Origin of the sequence: Sphaerisporangium krabiense, assembly GCF_014200435.1 — a bacterium.
Lineage (GTDB): Bacteria > Actinomycetota > Actinomycetes > Streptosporangiales > Streptosporangiaceae > Sphaerisporangium > Sphaerisporangium krabiense.
This window is the reverse complement of sequence record NZ_JACHBR010000001.1, coordinates 1,755,101-1,773,741: the sequence shown is the minus strand read 5'-3', so window position 1 is coordinate 1,773,741 and position 18,641 is coordinate 1,755,101. Positions and strand designations below refer to the sequence as shown.

Annotated in this window: 15 protein-coding genes, 1 tRNA gene and 1 pseudogene; 8 read left to right on the top strand and 9 right to left on the bottom strand. The window is 69.3% G+C overall.

Features of this window, described 5'->3' with window-relative positions:
- Window positions 1–98 precede the first annotated feature (98 nt).
- The 6 genes and pseudogenes from BJ981_RS07645 (at window position 99) to BJ981_RS39760 (ending at window position 7,717) form a co-directional block, all read left to right on the top strand.
- On the top strand, window positions 99–1,751 hold the full coding sequence (locus BJ981_RS07645) for an ABC transporter substrate-binding protein (protein ID WP_184609310.1): 1,653 nt from the start codon (window positions 99–101) through the stop codon (window positions 1,749–1,751).
- Window positions 1,752–1,781: 30 nt separating this feature from the next.
- On the top strand, window positions 1,782–2,525 hold the full coding sequence (locus BJ981_RS07640) for an enoyl-CoA hydratase/isomerase family protein (RefSeq protein ID WP_184609308.1): 744 nt from the start codon (window positions 1,782–1,784) through the stop codon (window positions 2,523–2,525).
- A gap of 39 nt (window positions 2,526–2,564) precedes the next feature.
- Window positions 2,565–3,623 carry an LLM class F420-dependent oxidoreductase gene (locus BJ981_RS07635; protein WP_184609306.1) on the top strand — a complete coding sequence of 353 codons (1,059 nt, stop codon included), beginning with the start codon at window positions 2,565–2,567 and terminating at the stop codon, window positions 3,621–3,623.
- Window positions 3,623–4,561 carry an ABC transporter permease gene (locus BJ981_RS07630; RefSeq protein WP_184609304.1) on the top strand — a complete coding sequence of 313 codons (939 nt, stop codon included), beginning with the start codon at window positions 3,623–3,625 and terminating at the stop codon, window positions 4,559–4,561. The genes BJ981_RS07635 and BJ981_RS07630 overlap by 1 nt, the downstream gene beginning before the upstream one ends.
- A 169-nt stretch (window positions 4,562–4,730) precedes the next feature.
- The gene (locus BJ981_RS07625; RefSeq protein WP_184609302.1) at window positions 4,731–5,567 is read left to right on the top strand and encodes an ABC transporter permease; all 837 of its coding nucleotides are present in this window, start codon (window positions 4,731–4,733) and stop codon (window positions 5,565–5,567) included.
- 34 nt (window positions 5,568–5,601) lie between these two features.
- Window positions 5,602–7,717, top strand: a pseudogene (locus BJ981_RS39760) (ABC transporter ATP-binding protein).
- A 96-nt stretch (window positions 7,718–7,813) separates the two neighbouring features.
- Here BJ981_RS39760 and BJ981_RS07610 read toward each other — a convergent pair.
- The 7 genes from BJ981_RS07610 to BJ981_RS07580 form a co-directional block, all read right to left on the bottom strand.
- Window positions 7,814–8,179, bottom strand: a complete 366-nt coding sequence (locus tag BJ981_RS07610) for a cupin domain-containing protein (RefSeq protein WP_184609287.1) — start codon at window positions 8,177–8,179, stop codon at window positions 7,814–7,816.
- A gap of 146 nt (window positions 8,180–8,325) precedes the next feature.
- Window positions 8,326–9,360 carry an alpha/beta hydrolase gene (locus BJ981_RS07605; RefSeq protein WP_184609284.1) on the bottom strand — a complete coding sequence of 345 codons (1,035 nt, stop codon included), beginning with the start codon at window positions 9,358–9,360 and terminating at the stop codon, window positions 8,326–8,328.
- A gap of 96 nt (window positions 9,361–9,456) precedes the next feature.
- Window positions 9,457–11,100, bottom strand: a complete 1,644-nt coding sequence (locus tag BJ981_RS07600; protein ID WP_184609282.1) for an ABC transporter substrate-binding protein — start codon at window positions 11,098–11,100, stop codon at window positions 9,457–9,459.
- Window positions 11,101–11,205: 105 nt separating this feature from the next.
- Entirely contained in the window at window positions 11,206–12,030 is an 825-nt protein-coding gene (locus BJ981_RS07595) for a MoaF C-terminal domain-containing protein (RefSeq protein WP_184609280.1), read from the bottom strand.
- 439 nt (window positions 12,031–12,469) lie between these two features.
- Window positions 12,470–13,423, bottom strand: coding sequence for an NAD(P)H-dependent flavin oxidoreductase (locus tag BJ981_RS07590; protein WP_184609278.1), 954 nt, complete (start codon window positions 13,421–13,423; stop codon window positions 12,470–12,472).
- A complete protein-coding gene (locus BJ981_RS07585) occupies window positions 13,420–15,048 on the bottom strand; it encodes an AMP-binding protein (protein WP_184609270.1) in 1,629 nt (542 codons plus the stop codon). Before BJ981_RS07585 ends, BJ981_RS07590 begins: the two co-directional genes overlap by 4 nt.
- A gap of 137 nt (window positions 15,049–15,185) precedes the next feature.
- The gene (locus BJ981_RS07580) at window positions 15,186–15,680 is read right to left on the bottom strand and encodes a MarR family winged helix-turn-helix transcriptional regulator (protein ID WP_184609268.1); all 495 of its coding nucleotides are present in this window, start codon (window positions 15,678–15,680) and stop codon (window positions 15,186–15,188) included.
- A 1,050-nt stretch (window positions 15,681–16,730) separates the two neighbouring features.
- Between BJ981_RS07580 and BJ981_RS07575 the strand changes: the two genes are divergently transcribed.
- Window positions 16,731–16,985: a helix-turn-helix domain-containing protein gene (locus BJ981_RS07575; protein ID WP_239139321.1), complete on the top strand. Its 255-nt coding sequence runs from the start codon at window positions 16,731–16,733 to the stop codon at window positions 16,983–16,985.
- A 329-nt stretch (window positions 16,986–17,314) separates the two neighbouring features.
- Here BJ981_RS07575 and BJ981_RS07570 read toward each other — a convergent pair whose 3' ends face one another.
- On the bottom strand, window positions 17,315–17,521 hold the full coding sequence (locus BJ981_RS07570; RefSeq protein ID WP_184609264.1) for a cold-shock protein: 207 nt from the start codon (window positions 17,519–17,521) through the stop codon (window positions 17,315–17,317).
- 678 nt (window positions 17,522–18,199) lie between these two features.
- Here BJ981_RS07570 and BJ981_RS07565 point away from each other — a divergent pair.
- Complete coding sequence (locus tag BJ981_RS07565) at window positions 18,200–18,343, top strand: hypothetical protein (protein ID WP_184609262.1); 144 nt, start codon at window positions 18,200–18,202, stop codon at window positions 18,341–18,343.
- 55 nt (window positions 18,344–18,398) lie between these two features.
- On the opposite strand, the gene BJ981_RS07560 is transcribed toward BJ981_RS07565, so the two are convergent.
- Window positions 18,399–18,484 (bottom strand) — tRNA-Leu (locus BJ981_RS07560).
- Window positions 18,485–18,641 lie beyond the last annotated feature (157 nt).

Below are 18,641 nucleotides of genomic sequence, written 5' to 3'. Positions count from 1 at the left end.
CACTCGGGGACGGGATCGCCGCCGTCTCGGCTCGACCCGTAGCAGCAATTCCTAAAACTGTCGGAATCGGGTCAGTGCCCGGGACATGGGAGCGAACAATGAAGGTATTCAGGGTTCAGGCCCGCGTGGCCGGCCCTGCCGCGCTCGTCGCGGTATTGGCCGCCACCGGCTGTAGTGCCGACGCGGGCAGCGGCGGCGGTTCGGCGACGAACGAGCGGCCGACCATCCGATGGGGCGTGGCCACCGAGGGCATCACGTCGATGGACCCGGTCCGTGCCGTACAGCCGGTCGACCGCACGCTGTCGATGATGTTGTTCGACGGTCTGGTCCGTTACCAGCCGGGCAACTCGACGGCGCCGTTCGAGCCGGGGATCGCCAAGGAGATCCCCCAGGCCGCGACGCAGGACGGCAAGCAGGTGTGGACGATCGCGCTCCGCACCGGCGTGAAGTGCCCCGCCGGCCAGAAGACCCCGGCCTACGATCTGACGTCGGACGATGTGGTGTTCTCGCTGAAGCGGGCCGCCAACCCCGACACCTCGACGTTCGCCTCGGTGTTCACCGCCTATGACAAGGTCGAGGCGGTGGACCCCGGCACCGTGAAGGTGACGATGAAGCACCCGGTGTCGCCCGCCGCGTTCCTGCCGACGATCTCGAACTGGCAGGGCGGGCTCGTGGTGTGCAAGAAGGCGGCGGAGGCCGAGGGCCAGGACTTCGGCAAGCACCCGGTCGGGCCGGGGCCGTTCAAGTTCGAGAGCTGGACCCCGGGCCAGCGCATCAAGCTGCTGGCGAACGACGACTACTACCTGGGCAAGCCGCTGTCCGCCGGGTGGGACATCCGGTTCATGGCGGACGACACGGCCCGGCAGGCCGCCCTGTTCGGCGGCGACCTCGACGTCGCGGCGCCCACCGCGACCGGCGACAAGGGCCTTGAGGTCATCGACTCCCGGCAGGGGTTCAAGGTCGTCGAGGCTCCGCTCTTCGGCACCTGGTACCTGTTGTTCAACACGAAGGTCGGCCCGACCGCCAAGCCGGAGGTGCGCAGGGCGCTGGCGTACGCGGTCAACCGCGCCGACTACGTGGCCTCGGCCGGGCAGCGGACCGCGAAGCCGACGCTCAGCGTGTGGGGGGCCCAGTTGCCGGGCGGCATCCCCGACGAGCATGTGCAGCAGGCCGGCCTGGCGTACGACTTCGACGTGGCGAAGGCCCGCCAGATGCTCGCGGCGGCGGGATATCCCAACGGCTTCGACGTCACCGTCACCGCGCCCAGCAACGCGACCTCCTTCCAGATCCTTCAGGCCCAGATGAAGGAGATCGGCGTCAACGTCAAGATCAAGAACGTGGACGTGCCCACCTGGCAGACGGCGATCATGACCGGCCAGGAGCCGCTCATGCTCAGTCTCATCTCCTACCGGCCCACGCCGCAGATCCCGTTCACGGACTTCTTCTACGGCCCCTCGGCCGTCCGGGGCGGTAAGCACCCCGCGCAGAACTTCGGCGGATACGACGGCGCCGACGCCCTGATCGAGAAGGCGTCCGAGACGTCCGACTCCAAGGAGCAGGCGCAGCTGTGGCAGGAGATCAACGACAAGATCCTGCAGGACGCCGCGGCGAAGCCGCTCTACGTGTCCTACCAGGCGTACGGCGCGGTCTGCGGGTTCACCATGGGCGGCGCTGAGCCGACGGTCGCGATTCCCGGCAACTGGCAGCCGAGTTACAAGGCCACCATCGATTCCCAAGCCAAAGACTGCTGATCCCGTTCTGTCCGGAAGAGAGGTGCTGGAGTGGCTGAGGTCGAATTCCAGGTCGTGACCGATGGCGTCGGCGTCATCACGCTGAATCGGCCGGAGAAGCTCAACGCGTTCAACTTCGAGATGCACCGGCGGCTGGCGGAGGTGCTCACCGGAGACGAGCTGCAGGACTGCCGCGCGGTCGTGCTGCGGGCCGAGGGCCGGGCGTTCTGCGGCGGCACCGACCTCAGCGAGCTGGGCAGCCAGCTAGGGCAGAGCCGGACGCCCTCGTTCGAGGTGTCCACCGGCAGCGAGATGTCGCACAACTTCCGGTACGCACGGCCCGTGATCATCGCGGCGGTGCAGGGATACGCGCTGGGTCTCGGGACGCTGGTCGTGAACCTCACCGACCTCGTGATCGCGAGCGAGGACGCGGTGTTCGGGCACCCGGAGGTCACGCACGGCCTCGTCCAGGGCAACGGCATCCCGCGGCTGTGCGAGGTCGTCGGCATGCGGGCGGCGATGTCGATGCTCGTCACCGGCCGGCGCGTGCCGGCGGACGAGGCCCTGCGGATCGGCATCGTGAACGAGGTCGTGCCCGCCGAGCGGCTCGAGGAACGAGCCATGGAGGTGGCGCGGCAGATCGCGGCGAACCCGTCCTACGCGGTGCACATGGCGAAGAGGTTCTTCTACGAGTCCGCCGAGATCCCCTACGGCGCCGCCGTCCAGGCGGGCTACCGGGTCATGCGCACCGCGCAGCTCGCGAGGCGGGAGAACGGGGCGAACTTCCAGTGGTGACCACGCCGCGGGCGGGGGTCGGGCCGGAAGGAGCGTCAGGTGATCGATAAGCTCGCCTGCTCGATCTACACGCTGGGCGCCGACGCCGCCGAGGCCGCCGAGGCCGCGGGGTACGAGTCGGGGTGGACCTCGGAGTCGTACGGCACCGACTCCTTCACCCCCCTGGCCTGGTGGGGCGCCAAGACCCGGACGATGCGTCTCGGCACGGGCGTCGCGCAGATGGCGGCCCGTGCCCCGACCGCGACCGCGATGGCCGCCATGACGCTGGACCGGCTCTCCGGCGGGCGCGTGGTCGTCGGCCTGGGGCTGTCCGGCCCGCAGGTCGTCGAGGGGTGGTACGGCATGCCCTTCGAACGGCCGCTGCGGTGGACCCGCGAGTACATCGCGATCATGCGCGACACGTTCGCGCGCGAGCGGGTCGCCTACGACGGCGAGATCTACAAGCTCCCGGTGACGGGCGGAACCGGGCTGGGACGCTCGATCCGCCCGGGCATCCGGGACGCCCGCACCGACATTCCCATCCACCTGGGCGCGGAGGGGCCGAAGAACATCTCGTTGGCCGCCGAGATCGCCGACGGCTGGCTGCCGACGAACTTCTCCCCGGAGTTCGACCACTGGTACCGGGAACGCCTGGAGATCGGGTTCAGCCGCCGGCCCGGAGGCCGCCCCGAGAACTTCGAGGTGGCCCCCGGCGTGGCCGTCGCGTTCGGACCGGACGTCGAGACGGCCGCCGACGAGCTCCGGCCGGGCATCGCCTTCCAGGTCGCGGCCAACGGCGCGGAAGGCATGAACTTCCACTACAACTCCATCGCGCGGCTCGGCTTCGAGGAGCCGTGCAAGGAGATCGTCGCGCGGTTCAAGGCCCGGGACCGCGCGGGCATGGCGGCCGCGGTGCCCACGGAGATGGTCGAGGCCATCGCGCTGGTCGGTCCGCCCGAGAAGGTCCAGCGGGATCTGGAGACGCGGTGGCACGACTGTGTCGCCACGACGCTCATCGCGCGGACCTCCGTGCACCACCTTCCGATGCTCGCCCGCGTGTTCGCGGCATCGCGAGCCGCCTGCGGCGCACCCGTGGCATCACGAGCGGAGAACGGCTGATGGCGCGCTACTCCCTGAAGCTGTTCGGGCGGCTGCTGCTGACCCTCGGGGTGGTCTCCACCGCCGTGTTCTTCCTGATCCGGCTCACCCCCGGCGGTCCCGCCGTGGCCGTGCTGGGCCAGGACGCGTCCCCGGACGCGGTGGCGCGGCTCAACGAGAAGCTCGGGCTCACCGACCCGCTGCTCACGCAGTACTGGAACTTCCTGACGCAACTCGTCCGGGGCAGCCTCGGCGAGTCGCTCACCAACGGCCTGCCGGTGAGCGGGACGATCCTGAGCGTGCTCCCGCACACGCTGGAGCTCGCGGTGGCGGGTCTCATCATCGGCAAGCTCGGCGGCATCACCCTCGGCATCGTGGAAGCGGTGTGGAAGGACAGGTCGCCCGACATCGTCGGGCGGGTCATGTCGCTGGTGGGGCTGTCCTTCCCCAGCTTCTTCGTCGCCGTGCTGCTGGTCCTGTTCATCGCGCTGCCGCTCGGTCTGCCGACCAACGGGGTCGCCCCCTTCACCGAGATCGGCTCCAACCTGCAACGCATCCTGTTGCCCGCGCTGGCCATGGGAATCGTGAGCACCGCCTACACCTCCCGGGTCACCCGCTCCCTCATGGTCGAGATCATCGGGGAGAACCACGTCCGCACGGCGCGGGCGAAAGGGGTGCGGGAGGGCCGCGTCCTCGTGCGCCACGTCCTCCAGCCCGGCTCGCTGCCGCTCGTCCCGATCGCCGGCATCTCGTTCATCACCCTGGTGGGGGACGCGGTGCTCATCGAGACGGTGTTCGCCCGCCCGGGGCTCGGCAGCCTGATGGTCAACGCCATGCAGGCACGTGACTACACGACCGTGCAGGGCTGCATCATCGTGGTCACCACGGTGATCGTCCTCGTGAACGCGGCCGTCGACGCCTTCTACCACGTCCTCGACCCCCGAACCAAGACGGCGTGAGGTCCTCCATGGATCCGATAACCCTCCGGCCGCTCCGTATCCACAGCACTCGGCGCCTGAGCGACGTCGAGACGACACGAATGCCGGTGCGAGCATGACGACGAACGACTCGGGAGCGGTGGTGACCGCCGTCGTCCCCCCAACGGGCACAGGCGGCTCACGAGATCTCTTGAAGCCCGGAAGGCGGGGACTGCGCCGGCTCAATCCGCTGCTGATCATCGGCGGGCTGCTGATCGCCTTCCTGGTGTTCGTCGCGCTCTTCCCGACCCTGTTCACCTCTCAGGACCCGGCGCACCAGGACCTGGCGGCACAACTGGAGTCGCCGAGCGCCGCGCACTGGCTCGGCCGCGACCAGTTCGGCCGGGACATCTACACGCGGCTGATCCACGGCACGCGGACCTCGATGCTCATCGGGGTGTCGTCGGTGCTGCTGGGAATGGCCCTGGGCATTCCGATTGGAATGATCGCCGGCTACTTCCGAGGGAAGACCGAGCGCGCGATTCTGTGGATCATCGACGTGGCGATGGCGTTCCCCGGGCTCATCCTCGCCCTGCTCTTCGTCGCCCTGTTCGGCCAGGGAACCTGGAACATCACCCTGGCGATCGTGATCGGCATCGTCCCGGTGTTCGCCCGGCTCGCGCACGGCCCCGCCCTGGCGTTCCGGGAGCGGGAGTTCGTGAAGAGCAGCATCGTGTTCGGCGCGCGGGCGCCGTGGATCCTGTACAAGCACATCTGGCCCAACCTGCGCAGCGAGATGGTGGTCATCGCCAGCATGACCGCGGCCGTGACGATCCGGATCGAGGCGGGCTTGAGCTTCCTCGGCCTCGGCCTGCCGCCGCCCACGGCCACCTGGGGTGGCATGCTCCGCGACGGCACCACCTACCTGCAGACAGACCCGTTGTTCTCGCTGGTGCCCGGATTGGCGATCTTCGTCGCCGCCCTGGGCTTCAACCTCCTCGGTGACGGACTGCGGGATGCGCTCGATCCCCGGACCGCGAACAACTGACCCGCCGGAGACCGGCCGACCCGAAGGTGTGTCGATGACCGACGTGACCGAGTCCGAAATCCACGAACCACCGCAGACCCCGGCGTCGGACGGATGCCTGTCCGTGCGGAACCTGACGACGGTGTTCACCACCAAACGCGGGACCGTGGCGGCGGTGAACGATGTGAGCTTCGACCTGCGTGCCGGGGAGACGCTGGGCATCGTCGGCGAGTCCGGGTCGGGCAAGAGCGTGACCGCGATGTCGATCCTCGGGCTGATCCCGAAGCCCGCGGGCAAGGTCGTGTCCGGCGAGATCCGGGTGGACGGGAAGAACCTGCTGGCGCTCGATCGCCGCAGCCTGAGGGCGGCGAGCGGGTCCGACGTGGCGATGATCTTCCAGGATCCGATGACCTCGCTCAACCCCGTCCACCGGATCGGCGCGCAGATCGCCGAGGGGATCCTGGCCCATCGGCGCAAGCCGTCCAGGGCCGACAAGGAGGCGGCCCGGCGCCGGGCCGTCGAACTGCTCGCCGCCGTCGGGGTGCCGGCGCCGGAGCGGCGCGCCCGGCAGTATCCGCATGAGCTGTCCGGCGGCATGCGGCAGCGCGTGATGATCGCCATGGCCATGAGCTGCGACCCGAAGGTGCTCATCGCCGACGAGCCCACCACCGCGCTCGACGCCACGATCCAGGCGCAGATCATGCGGCTGCTGCGCGAGGTGCAGCAGCGCACCAACGTCGGGATCATGCTGATCACCCACGACATCGGCCTGGTGGCGCAGAACGTCGACCGCGTCCTGGTCATGTACGCGGGGCGGGTGGTGGAGATGGGCACCGTCGAGGAGGTGCTCGAGAACCCCAAGCACCCCTACACCGTCGGCCTGCTCCGGTGCACGCCGAGCCGGCTGCCGGCGGACTCCGTCCGGCGGCGGCTCACGCCGATCCCCGGCCTTCCGCCCAACCCGACGGACCTGCCCCCCGGATGCTCCTTCGCGCCCAGGTGCGGCCTCCGCGGCGACCGGGAGCGGTGCCTCCTGGAACAGCCGGAGCTGCGCCCGGCGCCGACGGACGACCATCGGTCCGCGTGCCACTTCCTTGAAGAGGTCACTCCCTGAGCGTGCCCCCGCGCTCGTGCTCGACGGTGAGGAGCCGTAGCTCATGTTCCACAGCACACAACAAGACGTGGTGGACCCCACGGAACCGGTCGGCGAGGAGCTGCTGCGGATCGAGGGACTCAAGATCCACTTTCCGCTCGGCAGGCGCGTGCGCGGCCGGTACGCCGAGACGGTGTACGCCGTCGACGGAGTGGACTTCACGCTGGACAAGGGTCAGACCGTCGCGCTCGTCGGGGAGTCGGGGTGCGGCAAGTCGACCGTCGCACGGTCGCTCGTCGGGCTGGTCCGCCCGACCGCCGGGTCCATCCGGTACAAGGGCATGGACCTGAGGACCGCGAGCCGGAGCCAGATGCGGATGCTGCGGCGGGAGGTGCAGATCGTCTTCCAGGATCCGTTCGCGTCGGTCAACCCGCGGATGCGGGTGCGGGACATCATCGAGGAGCCCCTCCGCGTGCAGGGGATCCCCCGGGACAAGCACGTGGCCGAAGAGCTCCTGGAGATGGTCGGGCTCCAGCCCGTGTACGCGAACCGGTTCCCGCACGAGTTCTCCGGCGGGCAGATGCAGCGCATCGGCATCGCGCGCGCGCTCGCGCTGAAGCCGCGGGTGCTGGTGCTCGACGAGCCGATCTCCGCGCTCGACGTGTCGATCCAGGCCCAGATCATCAACCTGCTCATGGACCTGCAGGACGAGCTGGGACTGGCGTACCTGCTCATCGCGCACGACGTGGCCGTGGTGCGCGCCGTCAGCCACCGCGTGCTGGTGATGTACCTGGGCCGGATCGTCGAGGCCGGCCCGGAGGTGCTGTCCGAGCCCGGCCACCCGTACACGCAGGCGCTGCTGAGCGCCATCCCCTCGGCCGACGTCTCCTCACGCGGCCGCAGGAAAGAGATCATCCTGGAGGGCGACGTCCCCAGCCCGACCGATCCGCCGAGCGGCTGCCGGTTCCGCACCCGGTGCTGGAAGGCCGCCGACGTGTGCGCGCAGGAGGAACCCGCACTGCTCGACCGTTCCGGGCTCGGCGCGCTGAACGCCTGCCACTTCCCCGCCTACGAGTAGCAGGGGACCTACCCTCCCAGCGACCCCCTGTGCCAGGCGCACAACGCGGAAGGCCCGGAAGCCGTACGGCTTCCGGGCCTTTCTGCGTGCCAGGATCTAGTGGCGGTAGATGTGGTACACCTTCTGGAAGGTCTCGTGGACGGTCCAGGTGCCCTTCCAGCCGAAGGGGAACACCGCGCTCGACCCGGGCGTGAGCTTGACGGGCTCGCCGCCGTCCTCCTGCACGGTCATGGTGCCGGAGATCACGTAGACGGACTCCTCGCGGTTGTCGTACTCCCAACGGGACGACCCCGGCGCGCACTCCCAGGTGCCGATGATGAACTTCTTGTCCTCGCTCATGTGCAGGACGCGGTTGCGGGTGAGAATCTCGGCCGGCTCGATGGGCGTGGCGCTCGGCGGCACGAGCGGCCGCTGCTTCGCGTCGCTCAGATCGAGCTCTGCGGGGCGAAAGTTCATCGTCATGGATCGCTCCTCACTTCTTCTTGATCGCCGGACGGCCTGGCCCCGGTCCTCGCCTGGGCCGATGACGACGGCGTTGCGTGAAGCCTTGTTTAGATCCTAATATATCACATGTAAAAGCTGGTGCATATCGAGGACGGAGGCCGCCGTCACCCGTGCGCCCCGCCGACCGGCGTGCCGGCCGGGGCGCCTGCGGCCTCCCGAGCGGTCGCCCGGGGGAGACCGAGGACACGCTCCAGCCAGGAGCCGCGGGCGGCCTTCGACGCCCGGCTGACCGCGGCGTCCGGCGCCTGCTCCGTGAAGCCGTGGAACGCCCCCGCCCAGATGTGCAGCTCGGCCTGGCCGCCCGCCGCCCAGATGCGTGTCGCGTAGTCGACGGCCTCGTCGCGGAACACCTCGCAGGCGCCCGCGTCGATGTAGGCGGGCGGGAGACCGGACAGGTCGGTCGCCCGCGACGGCGCGGCGTACGGGGACACCTCCTGGCCGCCCGCGTCGTCACCCAGCAGGAAACGCCAGCCCCAGAGGTTGCTGTTGCGGTCCCACCAGCCGATCCCGTCGTACTGGTGGCTCGACGCCGTGGTGTTCCGGTCGTCGATCATCGGGCAGTACAGCCCCTGCCCGGCGATGGCGGGCCCACCCCGGTCGCGCGCCAGCAGCGACACGCCCGCGGCGAGGCCGCCGCCCGCGCTGCGCCCCATCACGACGATCCGTCCCGGGTCGAAGCCCAGCTCGCCGGCGTGCTCGGAGACCCAGACCAGGCCCGCGTAGCAGTCCTCGACCGGCGCGGGATGCGGGTGCTCGGGCGCGAGCCGGTACTCGACCGAGACCGCGACGAGCCCGTAGACGTCGACGAGCTCCACGAAGCTTTCCATGGACCAGAACCGGTTGCCCATGCACATCCCGCCGCCGTGGATGTTGTACAGCGCGGCCGGAGTCGTGACCCCGTTCTTCGGGCGCAGGATGGAGACGGTGAGGTCGGGGGCTCCGGCCGGGCCCGGGATCACCCGGTCCTCGAACTCCACCGGGCGGCCGCCGAGGATCTGCTCGATGGGCTTGGTCATCGACCCGCCGCCGTCGCGCTGCGCGCGTACGGTCTCCGGGCCGAGCGGCGGGCCCCCGCCGGTGTGGAGCGCTTGGTAGACGGGCAGGAGATCGGGGTCGAACGGGACGGGTGTCACGGTCATCGGGTGGCTACTCCTTCGGATCTCGGACAGGGAAACGGCCGCGTCCGCTGACGGTCGTGGTGTTCTGCTGCGAGGTCGCGGGGAGTCGTCACGAGCTCAACACCCCTTGGCCTTGCGGTCGACGGTGGCCTTGTAGCCGGCCTGCCAGTTCCCGGGGATCGCCACGGGCGGCTCGGCGCCGCCCCAGGTGAACCCGCACGCCGCGCCGTAGGTCCGGTGGGACAGCATCAGCGGCTTCACCGCGGCGTCGCGGAGGATCTGGTCGTTGATGTCCTGCCACAGCCGCTTCTGGCGTTCCGGGTCGGACTCCCGCGCGACCTGCTCGATCAGCGCGTCCGCGCCGTCGTAGCCGATGTAGTTCTGCGCCGGACGGCTTCCGCCGAGCACGGAAGAGGGGCCGTAGAAGAACGCGCCATAGGTGGTCTGCGGGGTGGCCCGGTACGCGATGAGCGTGACGATGATCGGTTCTTTCCCGGACAGCTGGGCCTTCTGCCAGGTCGGCGTGTCGACGTTCCGGATCGCCACCCGGATGCCGATCTTCTTGAGCTGCGCCTGAAGGATCTCGTAGTACTGCATGCCGGAGGGTCCTGTGACGGTGAGGCCGAAACCGTCCGGATATCCCGCCTCGGCCAGTAGTTCGCGTGCCTTGTCCAGGTCGTAGTCGTACGCCAGGCCCGCCTGCTTGGTGTGCGCGTCGGGCACCCCGCCCGGCATCGCGTCGCTCCAGGCGCTGAGCACGGGTTCGGCGGTGCGCGCGCCGGCCGCGGCCACGTAGTCGGCGCGGTCGAGCGCGTACGCCAGCGCGCGGCGCACCCGCACGTCGTCCAGCGGCTTGACCTTGGTGTTGAACGCGGCGTACCAGATCCCGAACAACGGGGCCGTGACGACCTTGAACCCTTCTCGCTCGTCGATCACCCGCAGCCCCAGGTCGCCGCCGGACGACGGGTCTATCAGATCGACGTCGCCGCTGAACAACGCGGCCTGCCGGGCCGTGTCGTCGTTCATGAAGCGGATCGTCCACCCGGCCGCGAGGGGTTTGCCGAGGTAGTAGCTGTCGTTGGCGGCGAGCTCGACCTGCTGTCCCGGCGTGTAACCGCGGAACGTGTACGGGCCCGGCCCCACCGGGTGCAGCCCGAACTCGTCTCCCTCGGCCTCCACCGCCTTCTTGCACACCACGAGCCCGCCCTGCCAGTTGGAGATCGTCGACAGGAACACCGCCGGGGAGACCGGGTGCGTCGTCGTGACCTCGACCGTGCGGGGGTCGGGGGCGGTGACGCTCTTGTAGTCGGTGTAGCTGGTGGCGAACGACGACCGTTCGGGGTCGGCGGCACGCCGCAGCGAGTACACGACGTCCTCGGACGTGAGCTGGTATGCCGCGGTCTTGCGGCCGGCCGGGCAGGTGACGCCGTCGCGAAGGTGGATCGTCCAGACCTGCTTGCCGTCCCTCGTCCGCGCCTGCGGGATGTCCCGCGCGATGCCCGGCTCGAACGGCGCGGTGGTGTCGCTGGTGCGGTACCGCACCAGGCCGTCGAACAGCATCATCGACAGGATCCGGTCCAGCGGCTGCAGCGCCTGGAGCGGATCCATCGACGTGAAGCCCTGGGTCATGATCCCGTAGCGGATCGTCGGTCGTACGTCTTCTCCGGCGGCGTCGCCGCCTTCGCCGGTGCACGCGGTCACGCCCGCCAGCACGGCCGCCGTCCCGAGGGTGAGTACGGTCCTCGCTCTGCCTCTGTTCATCCCGCTCTCCGCAGATACTAGACGTGATGTATCAGTCCGTGTGATCGCATGGTGCGGGCACCACAGGCCGGACGGCTTACGCCGTCCGGCCCGCGGAAACCGGGTCTAACGCGCCGGGTCGAACTCGGCGGGATAGACCGTCGTGCCGATCAGCCTGCCGAACCCGTCGAGGGTGAAATGGGCGAGACCCTGCCGGGACTCGTCGAGCCCGAACAGCACGCCCCGTGAACGGATGCTGCGGATGTCGCGGTGGTCGGTGACCGTCACCGCCGCGCAGGGGAGCGCCTTCTCCCGCCAGGCGAACAGGAAGATGCCGGGACGCAGTTCGTAGGCGGTGCACTCGTCGGTGTCCGCGAGCCCTTCCTCCGAACCGGCCAGGCACTGCCAGGTGTACTGCCGCGGCCCGAGGTAGATGTGCTCGTACACGCGGTCGGGGCCGTACTCCCACAGCACACGGCGGCCGGTGAGCGCGGTGGACGGCGCGGGTGGGAGCATGGTCGACTCGATGCCTTCGATCCGCGCCGTCGCGAAGCGCTGCCGGACCCGGGGCCCGCCCGGTGCGGGGTCGCTGATCAGGGTGATCACCGACAGCGCGTGCCCGCTCGTGAAGTCGAGCGTGAGGCTTACCGACTCCGCCGACGTCTGCGTGTGGCGGAACTGCACGTAGAAGAGATCGTCCGCGATCCGGAACGCCTCATAGCGGCCCTCTCCCGAGGCCGAGACGTCGTCTTCGCGCCCTGGGCTACGCGTCCACGTGACGGTGTCCGTGCCGAAACGGTGCGTGACGCGGGTGCCGTGGTCGTCGTAGAGCACGACCACGCGGCCGACGAGGGCGGACGGCGGATCGGTTCTGGTGAGGCCGAGGTCCGCGGCCGCGAGAAGTCCGTGGATGGGGTGACGGATCGAGGCTTCGGAAAGATCGCTAATCATGGTTCTCCTCACCGGAGTAAGACGAGGCGAGGGCGAGCGAGAACGCCACGGGCGCGGCTGAGGCAGCGCCTGTGACCCCCGCTCGGCTCATCAAGCTCGGTTTCGCCCGCAGCGGCGGACTCTGGTTTGTCAGTAAGCGCGCGGGTATAGGACGATCGTTAGGTGCAACTCTGATCACGCGGAGTGGGATGAACGAGGCGGAGACGCCGTGGTGGAACTCGGCCGAGTCGTGGGCGAACCCCGTGGTGACGTGGCCGATCCGCGTCTCTTGAACAGTAGCGTTCAAGACCTACCTCCCCTGCCTCAAGGGCAAAGCTTGGATCCCATATCCGATCTCGCCGGGTTCGGTGCTGTCAAGGTGCCTCGAGCCCGCACCGGATCGGGTGATCGCCGCATGTCGGGTGATCGACGACAGGCGCCGAAGCACGCCGGGCGACCGTCACCGAGGTGGGCGGAGCCGCTCACAGGCGCTGGTGTACTCCGCGACGATCTGCTCGATGATCTCGGTCGCCGGGAGCACCGAGCGGATGAGTCCGGCGGACTGGCCCGCCTCGGCCTTGCCCCACGTGACGTCGCCGTACAGCGCGGCGTCCCGCAGCGTCGCGGCCTGGAACGCCTTGCGGCGCACGTCGAGGTCCGCGTTGGACTCTTCGAGTTCGGTCATGCGGGCGGTGAACTCGTTCGCGAGCGCGCGGGTGACGCCGAGCCCGCGTCCGACGGCGCGGGTGCCGTCGACGGTCGCCGCGAGGACGGCGGCCTTGTAGTTCGGGTGGACGGTCGCCTCGTGGCTGGCGAGGAATCGGGTGCCGAACTGCGCGGCGCCGGCCCCGAGGGCGAGCATCGCGGCGAGGCCCGCACCGTCGGCGACGCCGCCGGAGGCGATGACGGGGATGTCGGGGACCTCGGTGACGACGGCGCGCACGAGGACCTGCGTGGTGACCATGGCGGGCGGCGGGTGGCCGCCCGCCTCGGCGCCGACGACGACGAGCCCGTCGACGCCCGCCGCCGCGGCCTTGTGGGCGTGCTCGGTGCCGGCGACGACGTGCAGGCACGTGGTGCCGACGTCGCGGAACCGATCGAGGTAGCGCTGCGGTCCGCCCTGCGACGCGATCAGGATCGGCGGTCTGCGCTGGAGCAGGACGTCGATCACCTCGTCGGCGCCCCGCCGGTAGAGGGGAAGGTTGACGGCCCACGGCCGGTCGGTCCCGTCGGCCATCTCGTCGAGTGTGCGCGTGAGGTCGGGGAGCCGCATCGGGCCCACGGCGACCACGCCGAGTCCACCGGCCCGGCTCACGGCGAGCGGCAGGGCCGAGCTGGACGAGGCCCAGGACATGCCGCCCTGAATGATCGGCAGGTCGATTCCGAGCAGGCGGGTGACCGAGGTGGAGATCACGCTCCCACCTCGCTGCGCTCCTGCTCGAGCAGCTTGCGCGCGTGGGCCGCGAGCTGGTTCTTCTGCACCTTCGAGCTCGCGGTCATCCCGATGTCCTCGAACCCGTCGACGGCGCGGAGGTAACGGGGGACCTTGAACCCGGCGAGGTGCGCGCGGGACCAGTCGAGCAACTCCTCCTCGGTGGCGCTACCGGCCTCGGTGAGCACGACGAACGCGAAGGGAACCTCGATCAACCGCTCGTCGGGGACCCCGACCACGGCGGCCTGGCGGACGCCGGGATGGCGGTGCAGGGCATCCTCGATGTCGGCGGGCGCGACGTTCTCCCCGCCGACTCTGATGATGTCCTTGGTGCGTCCGACGAAGTGCAGGCGCCCGGCCTCGTCGAGGATGCCGACGTCGCCGGTGAACAGCCATCCGTCGGCGTCGATGGTGGCGGCGGTCTGCTCGGCGTCGTCCAAATAGCCCTGCATGACGTTCCAGCCGCGGACGAGGATCGAGCCCGGCTCCCCGGGGGCGCAGTCGGCGCCGCCGTCGAAGGCGCGGATCCGGACCTCGACACCCGGCTGGACGCGCATCGCGCCGGAGGCCCGTACGGCCTCCTCCTCCCACCAGGCGGACAACGCGACGTTGGGGGAGGCCTCGGACAGGCCGTAGGCGGCGACGCACTCGGTGGCGCCGAGTTCGTCGATCACGCGCCGGATCACGGTCGGGGACGCCGCGACCCAGGCTCCCCGCAGGTGCAGCGTCCGCCGGGGGCGGTCGGGGTGGTTGAGCAGCATCAGCGCGATGGTGTCGTTGCCGGAGAAGTGCGTGCACCGTTCCGCCTCGAACAGGCGCAGCGCCTCGGCGGGCTCGAAGCGGGGCATGGTCACCAGCGTGGTGGCGTGCTGGATCGAGGCGAGCACCGAGAGCGTGCTGCCCGCGACGTGGAAGAACGGCCGCGCACTGTGGTAGCGGTCGCCCGGGCGCAGGCCGAGCCGTACCCCGGCGAAGAAGGCGTCGGCGCACATGCTGCGATGGGTGAGCAGCACGCCCTTCGGCCGCGAGGTGGTGCCGGACGTGTACTGGACCAGCAGGACGTCGTCCGGACCCGCGGCGGGCGGCCCGGCGCCCACATCGCTCCCCGCGTCGATGAAATCGGACCACGCGGTCGCCCAGCCGGGGACGTCGTCGCCGAGCACGACGACCGACCTGAGCTCGGGCAGGGCCGGGCAGGTCGGGGTCCCGTCGTGACCGATGCCGAGCTCGCCCAGCATCGCGACGAGGTCCGTGCGCAGGACCCGGTCCGCCATGAACAGGGTGGAGATGCGGGCGTGCTGCAGCGTGTACTCCACCTCGCCGGCGGTGAACCGGGTGTTCACCGGGACGGTGACGGCTCCGACGCTCCCGAGGGCGACGAACAGGGCGACCCAGCGCGGCCCGTTGCCGAGCCAGACGCCGACCCGGTCACCGTGCCCGATGCCGGCGGCGGTGAGAGCCGCGCGGATGCGGGCGACCTCCTGAGCCAGCTCGGCGTAGGTGACTCGGTCGTCGGCGGTGACTACCGCCTCGACGTCGGGAGCCAGCAGCACGGCGCGGTCCAGCGCCTCGTGCGCGGTGACGGGACACGCCGTTCTGAGATCCATCAAGCTTCCTCCGTCCCGGATTCGGTGCGCCGGACCTGTGGTCCACCCGGGGCGACGTACGCGCAGATCGTACTCGCGTCGGCCATCGAGCCACCTCCTCGTGCTGGCTCTAGGAGTACGCGAACCTGTTGACCTTGTCAACTACTTTGGGCATCGTTTGTGTGGTCGCGTTCCTGGCGCTCCACTTCCAGCGCGAGGTCGGCGAGCTTGTCGAGCGCGCGCACCAACACCTTCCGCTCCTGCGGGGTCAGGACGGCGAGGAACGTCGCGTCGCGCTCGTTAGCCGCGCGGATCAGCCCGCGGTAGACCTCTATGCCCGCCTCGGTGAGCGCCAGCTGGTGCGTCCGTCCCGACCCGGCCGTCCGGTTGACCAACCCCCGCTCCGTCAACTTGGTAACGACCCGGCTCATCTGCGCTTTGTCGAGTCCCGCGCGCCGGGCCAGCCGGTTGAGGGTGAGCGTCGGATTGGACGCGATCAGGGCGATCGCCCGCCACTCGCCGAGCGTGACATCGAACTCGCGGCGGTACCGCAGCGCCGCACTGCGGGACAGGGCCGCCGACGTGCGTGACAGCCGATAGGACAGCAACTCGGCGATGGGGAGTACATCCCTGACGTTCGCGCGATCGGGCATGGACAGATCGTAGTGGGCCAGGGGCCTGTGTTGCATCATCAACAACAAGCATTGTCCGTGGCAATCGCCGGGTGATCGCCACGCACACGGACGCGTCGGCGGCTTCCTCCACCGCCCCGCACAACAAGCCTTCCCCATCCGCCCGTTTCACCGAAGTCGGTGCCTTGACCTCGGCCTGCCCGCTCTCACCCTGAACGGAAAGCGCCGGAGCGGCGCAAGTAACCGCTGAGGGGCGTTGAGCAGGGCGGTGACCTGGGTTCGGAGCGGGTCACGAGGTGCTCATCCTGCTCGGGTCGGCGGCCTGATCGTCGTCGCCTCGATGTCCATCCTGTTGGCTGACCGGTCCGGCTCCCGCCTCTCAGGGAGGCGGGACCGGAGAGATCGGAACGAGGGGCCGGCGTTGGTGGCATTCGCGCTGGTCAACGGCGCCACGGAAGGGCTGCCGCGCTCGATGCCGAAAATCTGTGTTCGCGACAGTAGACATTTGTGGCTGCCGCAGCTAGTGTTTCTCGCATCGTAAAGAACGGTTCGGCCGGGCAGCGGAAGTACTGGCACCACGATGAACTGCCCGGAGCACGATGAAGTTGGAAGTCGATGGCAGCAGGTCGGACGTGACGGGCCAGCGCAGTGGTTAGGGGCCCTGATCGTGGACGCGCTGCCGCAGGTGAAGCCGGACAGTGGTCCGGAAGAGATGAAGGGAGTGTTTGACGCCATCAGGATCGCCCGTTGCCGGCTGAGTCTCGCCGCTCGGGTGCCGCAGCTCCACAGATAGGAAGGTGGTCTACGGTCACGCATCCGCGATCCCCGCACCCCCGCCGCTCAGTACGGCGGATGCGGAAGACAATGAGCCGGCCAGATGACCGGTAGATGGTGTTGAACTCTTCGGGGCCCCGGCGCTACAGGCGCCGGGGCCCCCTGTTCGCATGATGAAAGGAATCTATGGATCAAACACCCCCAGCCGGTGATGAGCGTGCTGCTGCCAGGACTGCACACAGCACCGCGCACAGCGCCGAGGACCGGTTCCACGATGAGGACTACCCCGCCTACAGCATGGGCGCCGCCGCGGAGATGCTCGGGGTCACCCCCTCGTTTCTACGGGCTCTCGGCGCCGCCAAGCTGATCGAGCCGAAACGCTCCAGCGGCGGCCACCGCCGCTACTCCCGCTACCAACTGCGCCTGGCAGCGCGCGCCCGGGAACTCGTCGATCAGGGCACTCCTGTGGAGGCCGCCTGCCGGATCATCATCTTGGAAGACCAGCTCGCCGAGGCGCTGCGCATCAACGAAGCCCGCACGACCGGAGACTGATACCGGAGGCTTCAATGCGGCACGTGTCAAGGACTCTCGGCGCGATGAGCAGCGTAAGAATGGCGACACGAGCCGAAGAAAAACGAGCCGAGCCGACGGAACAGGCTGGCCTCGTGTGTCTGAATCGTTGGCGATCGCCGAAAGAACGGCGGCTGCGATGCCGGCCGCAGAGCTGGAGCGGACTTATGGCCGAACCGGAGCCATCAATGGTCGGCGGAAGAATAGACAGGTTCGTGAGGCCGTCCGTCCCGGCGCAACGGGTACCACGAAAGCAACGCGCTGGGGCCCGCACCTTACGGTGCGGGCCCCAGCTGCGTGATGCGTCAGTGTCAGGCGGGAACGATGTTCTCGGCCTGAGGGCCCTTCTGGCCCTGGGTGACATCGAAGGCCACCTTCTGGCCCTCATGCAGCTCGCGGTAGCCGCCCTGAGAGACGATGTTGGAGTAGTGCGCGAAGACGTCGGCGCCGCCGCCGTCCTGCGCGATGAAGCCGAAGCCCTTTTCCGCGTTGAACCACTTCACGGTACCAGAAGCCATGTTGATCTCCTCTTGATAGGTGTAGCCGAAATCCGCACCGTCACGAATTCCGCGTTGCCGCGATAGAGGCCCACCCGGAGAAGACCGGCAAACAAAAAATGCACCTGAGGCCACATACCGTCAGGTGCACACAAGTTCATCATGGGTACCACAACTGCAACTACCTCCAACCTATCACACCTGAGGCATGATACGCACCCCGCCGCTCTCGACCTGGGCGAATCGCATTCCGCGCGCCGCCCCACCTCGCCCCCGCATCTCGCCCCAGTGCTCCCGAAGCTGCGGCGAGGAGCGCAGGCAGGTTTGATGCTTCCGTTCCTTCTGTTGTGGTTTCAGGCGCCTCACCGGCGAATCCACTCCCACCTGGCGCGACGCATAACAAGAAACAAGCGGAACACACAGGATCAAACACCATCTAAGGCGCGGGTGCCGAGGCTCGGCCCGCCGGGCCCGCCGTCTCCCAGGAGCAGGGCACGCCGATCATGCCCGGCGCGGCTCTGACAGCGATCGCACCTCGCCCAGCGGGGCCTCGATCAACGCGCTTCCGTCGAAGGTCGTCTCGTCGGCAGGGTTGCCGGCCGCGGCTTAAATACTGCCCCGCATGCCGTCGCTCGTGGCCGTGCCCACGGCCGCTCGCGCCCGGCCGATCCGCCCTTCCGCCGCAGGGCGACCAGCGCCTTGGCACGCGCCCGGATCGCCAGATCGCTCAGGCCGAGCACCAAGGTGGCCCGCTACCGAGCCACCCTCGAAGCCGGAGGCGACCCTGAAGAGATCGGCAAGTGGATCGCCGAGGCCAAGGTCGAGCAGGTCGGTCATGGCTGACAAAGCAAAAGTGAGGGCCGAGGTGAATCTCAGCCCTCACTTGGTAAAACGTTTGTGTCCGAGGGGGGACTTGAACCCCCATGCCCCGTAAAGGGCACTAGCACCTCAAGCTAGCGCGTCTGCCTATTCCGCCACCCGGACAGTGGTGCCTGCACGTTGGAGTGTCATCCCGCGTCGGCGGGACTAGGTTAGCAAACTCTGGGGGGTGCGTCATACCGCGATTCGTGGGACCCCGGGCTGGGCGGAGGGGGGCGTCCGTGTGGGCCGGTGGGGCGGGGAGGGTGGGGGTGTCGGTGGG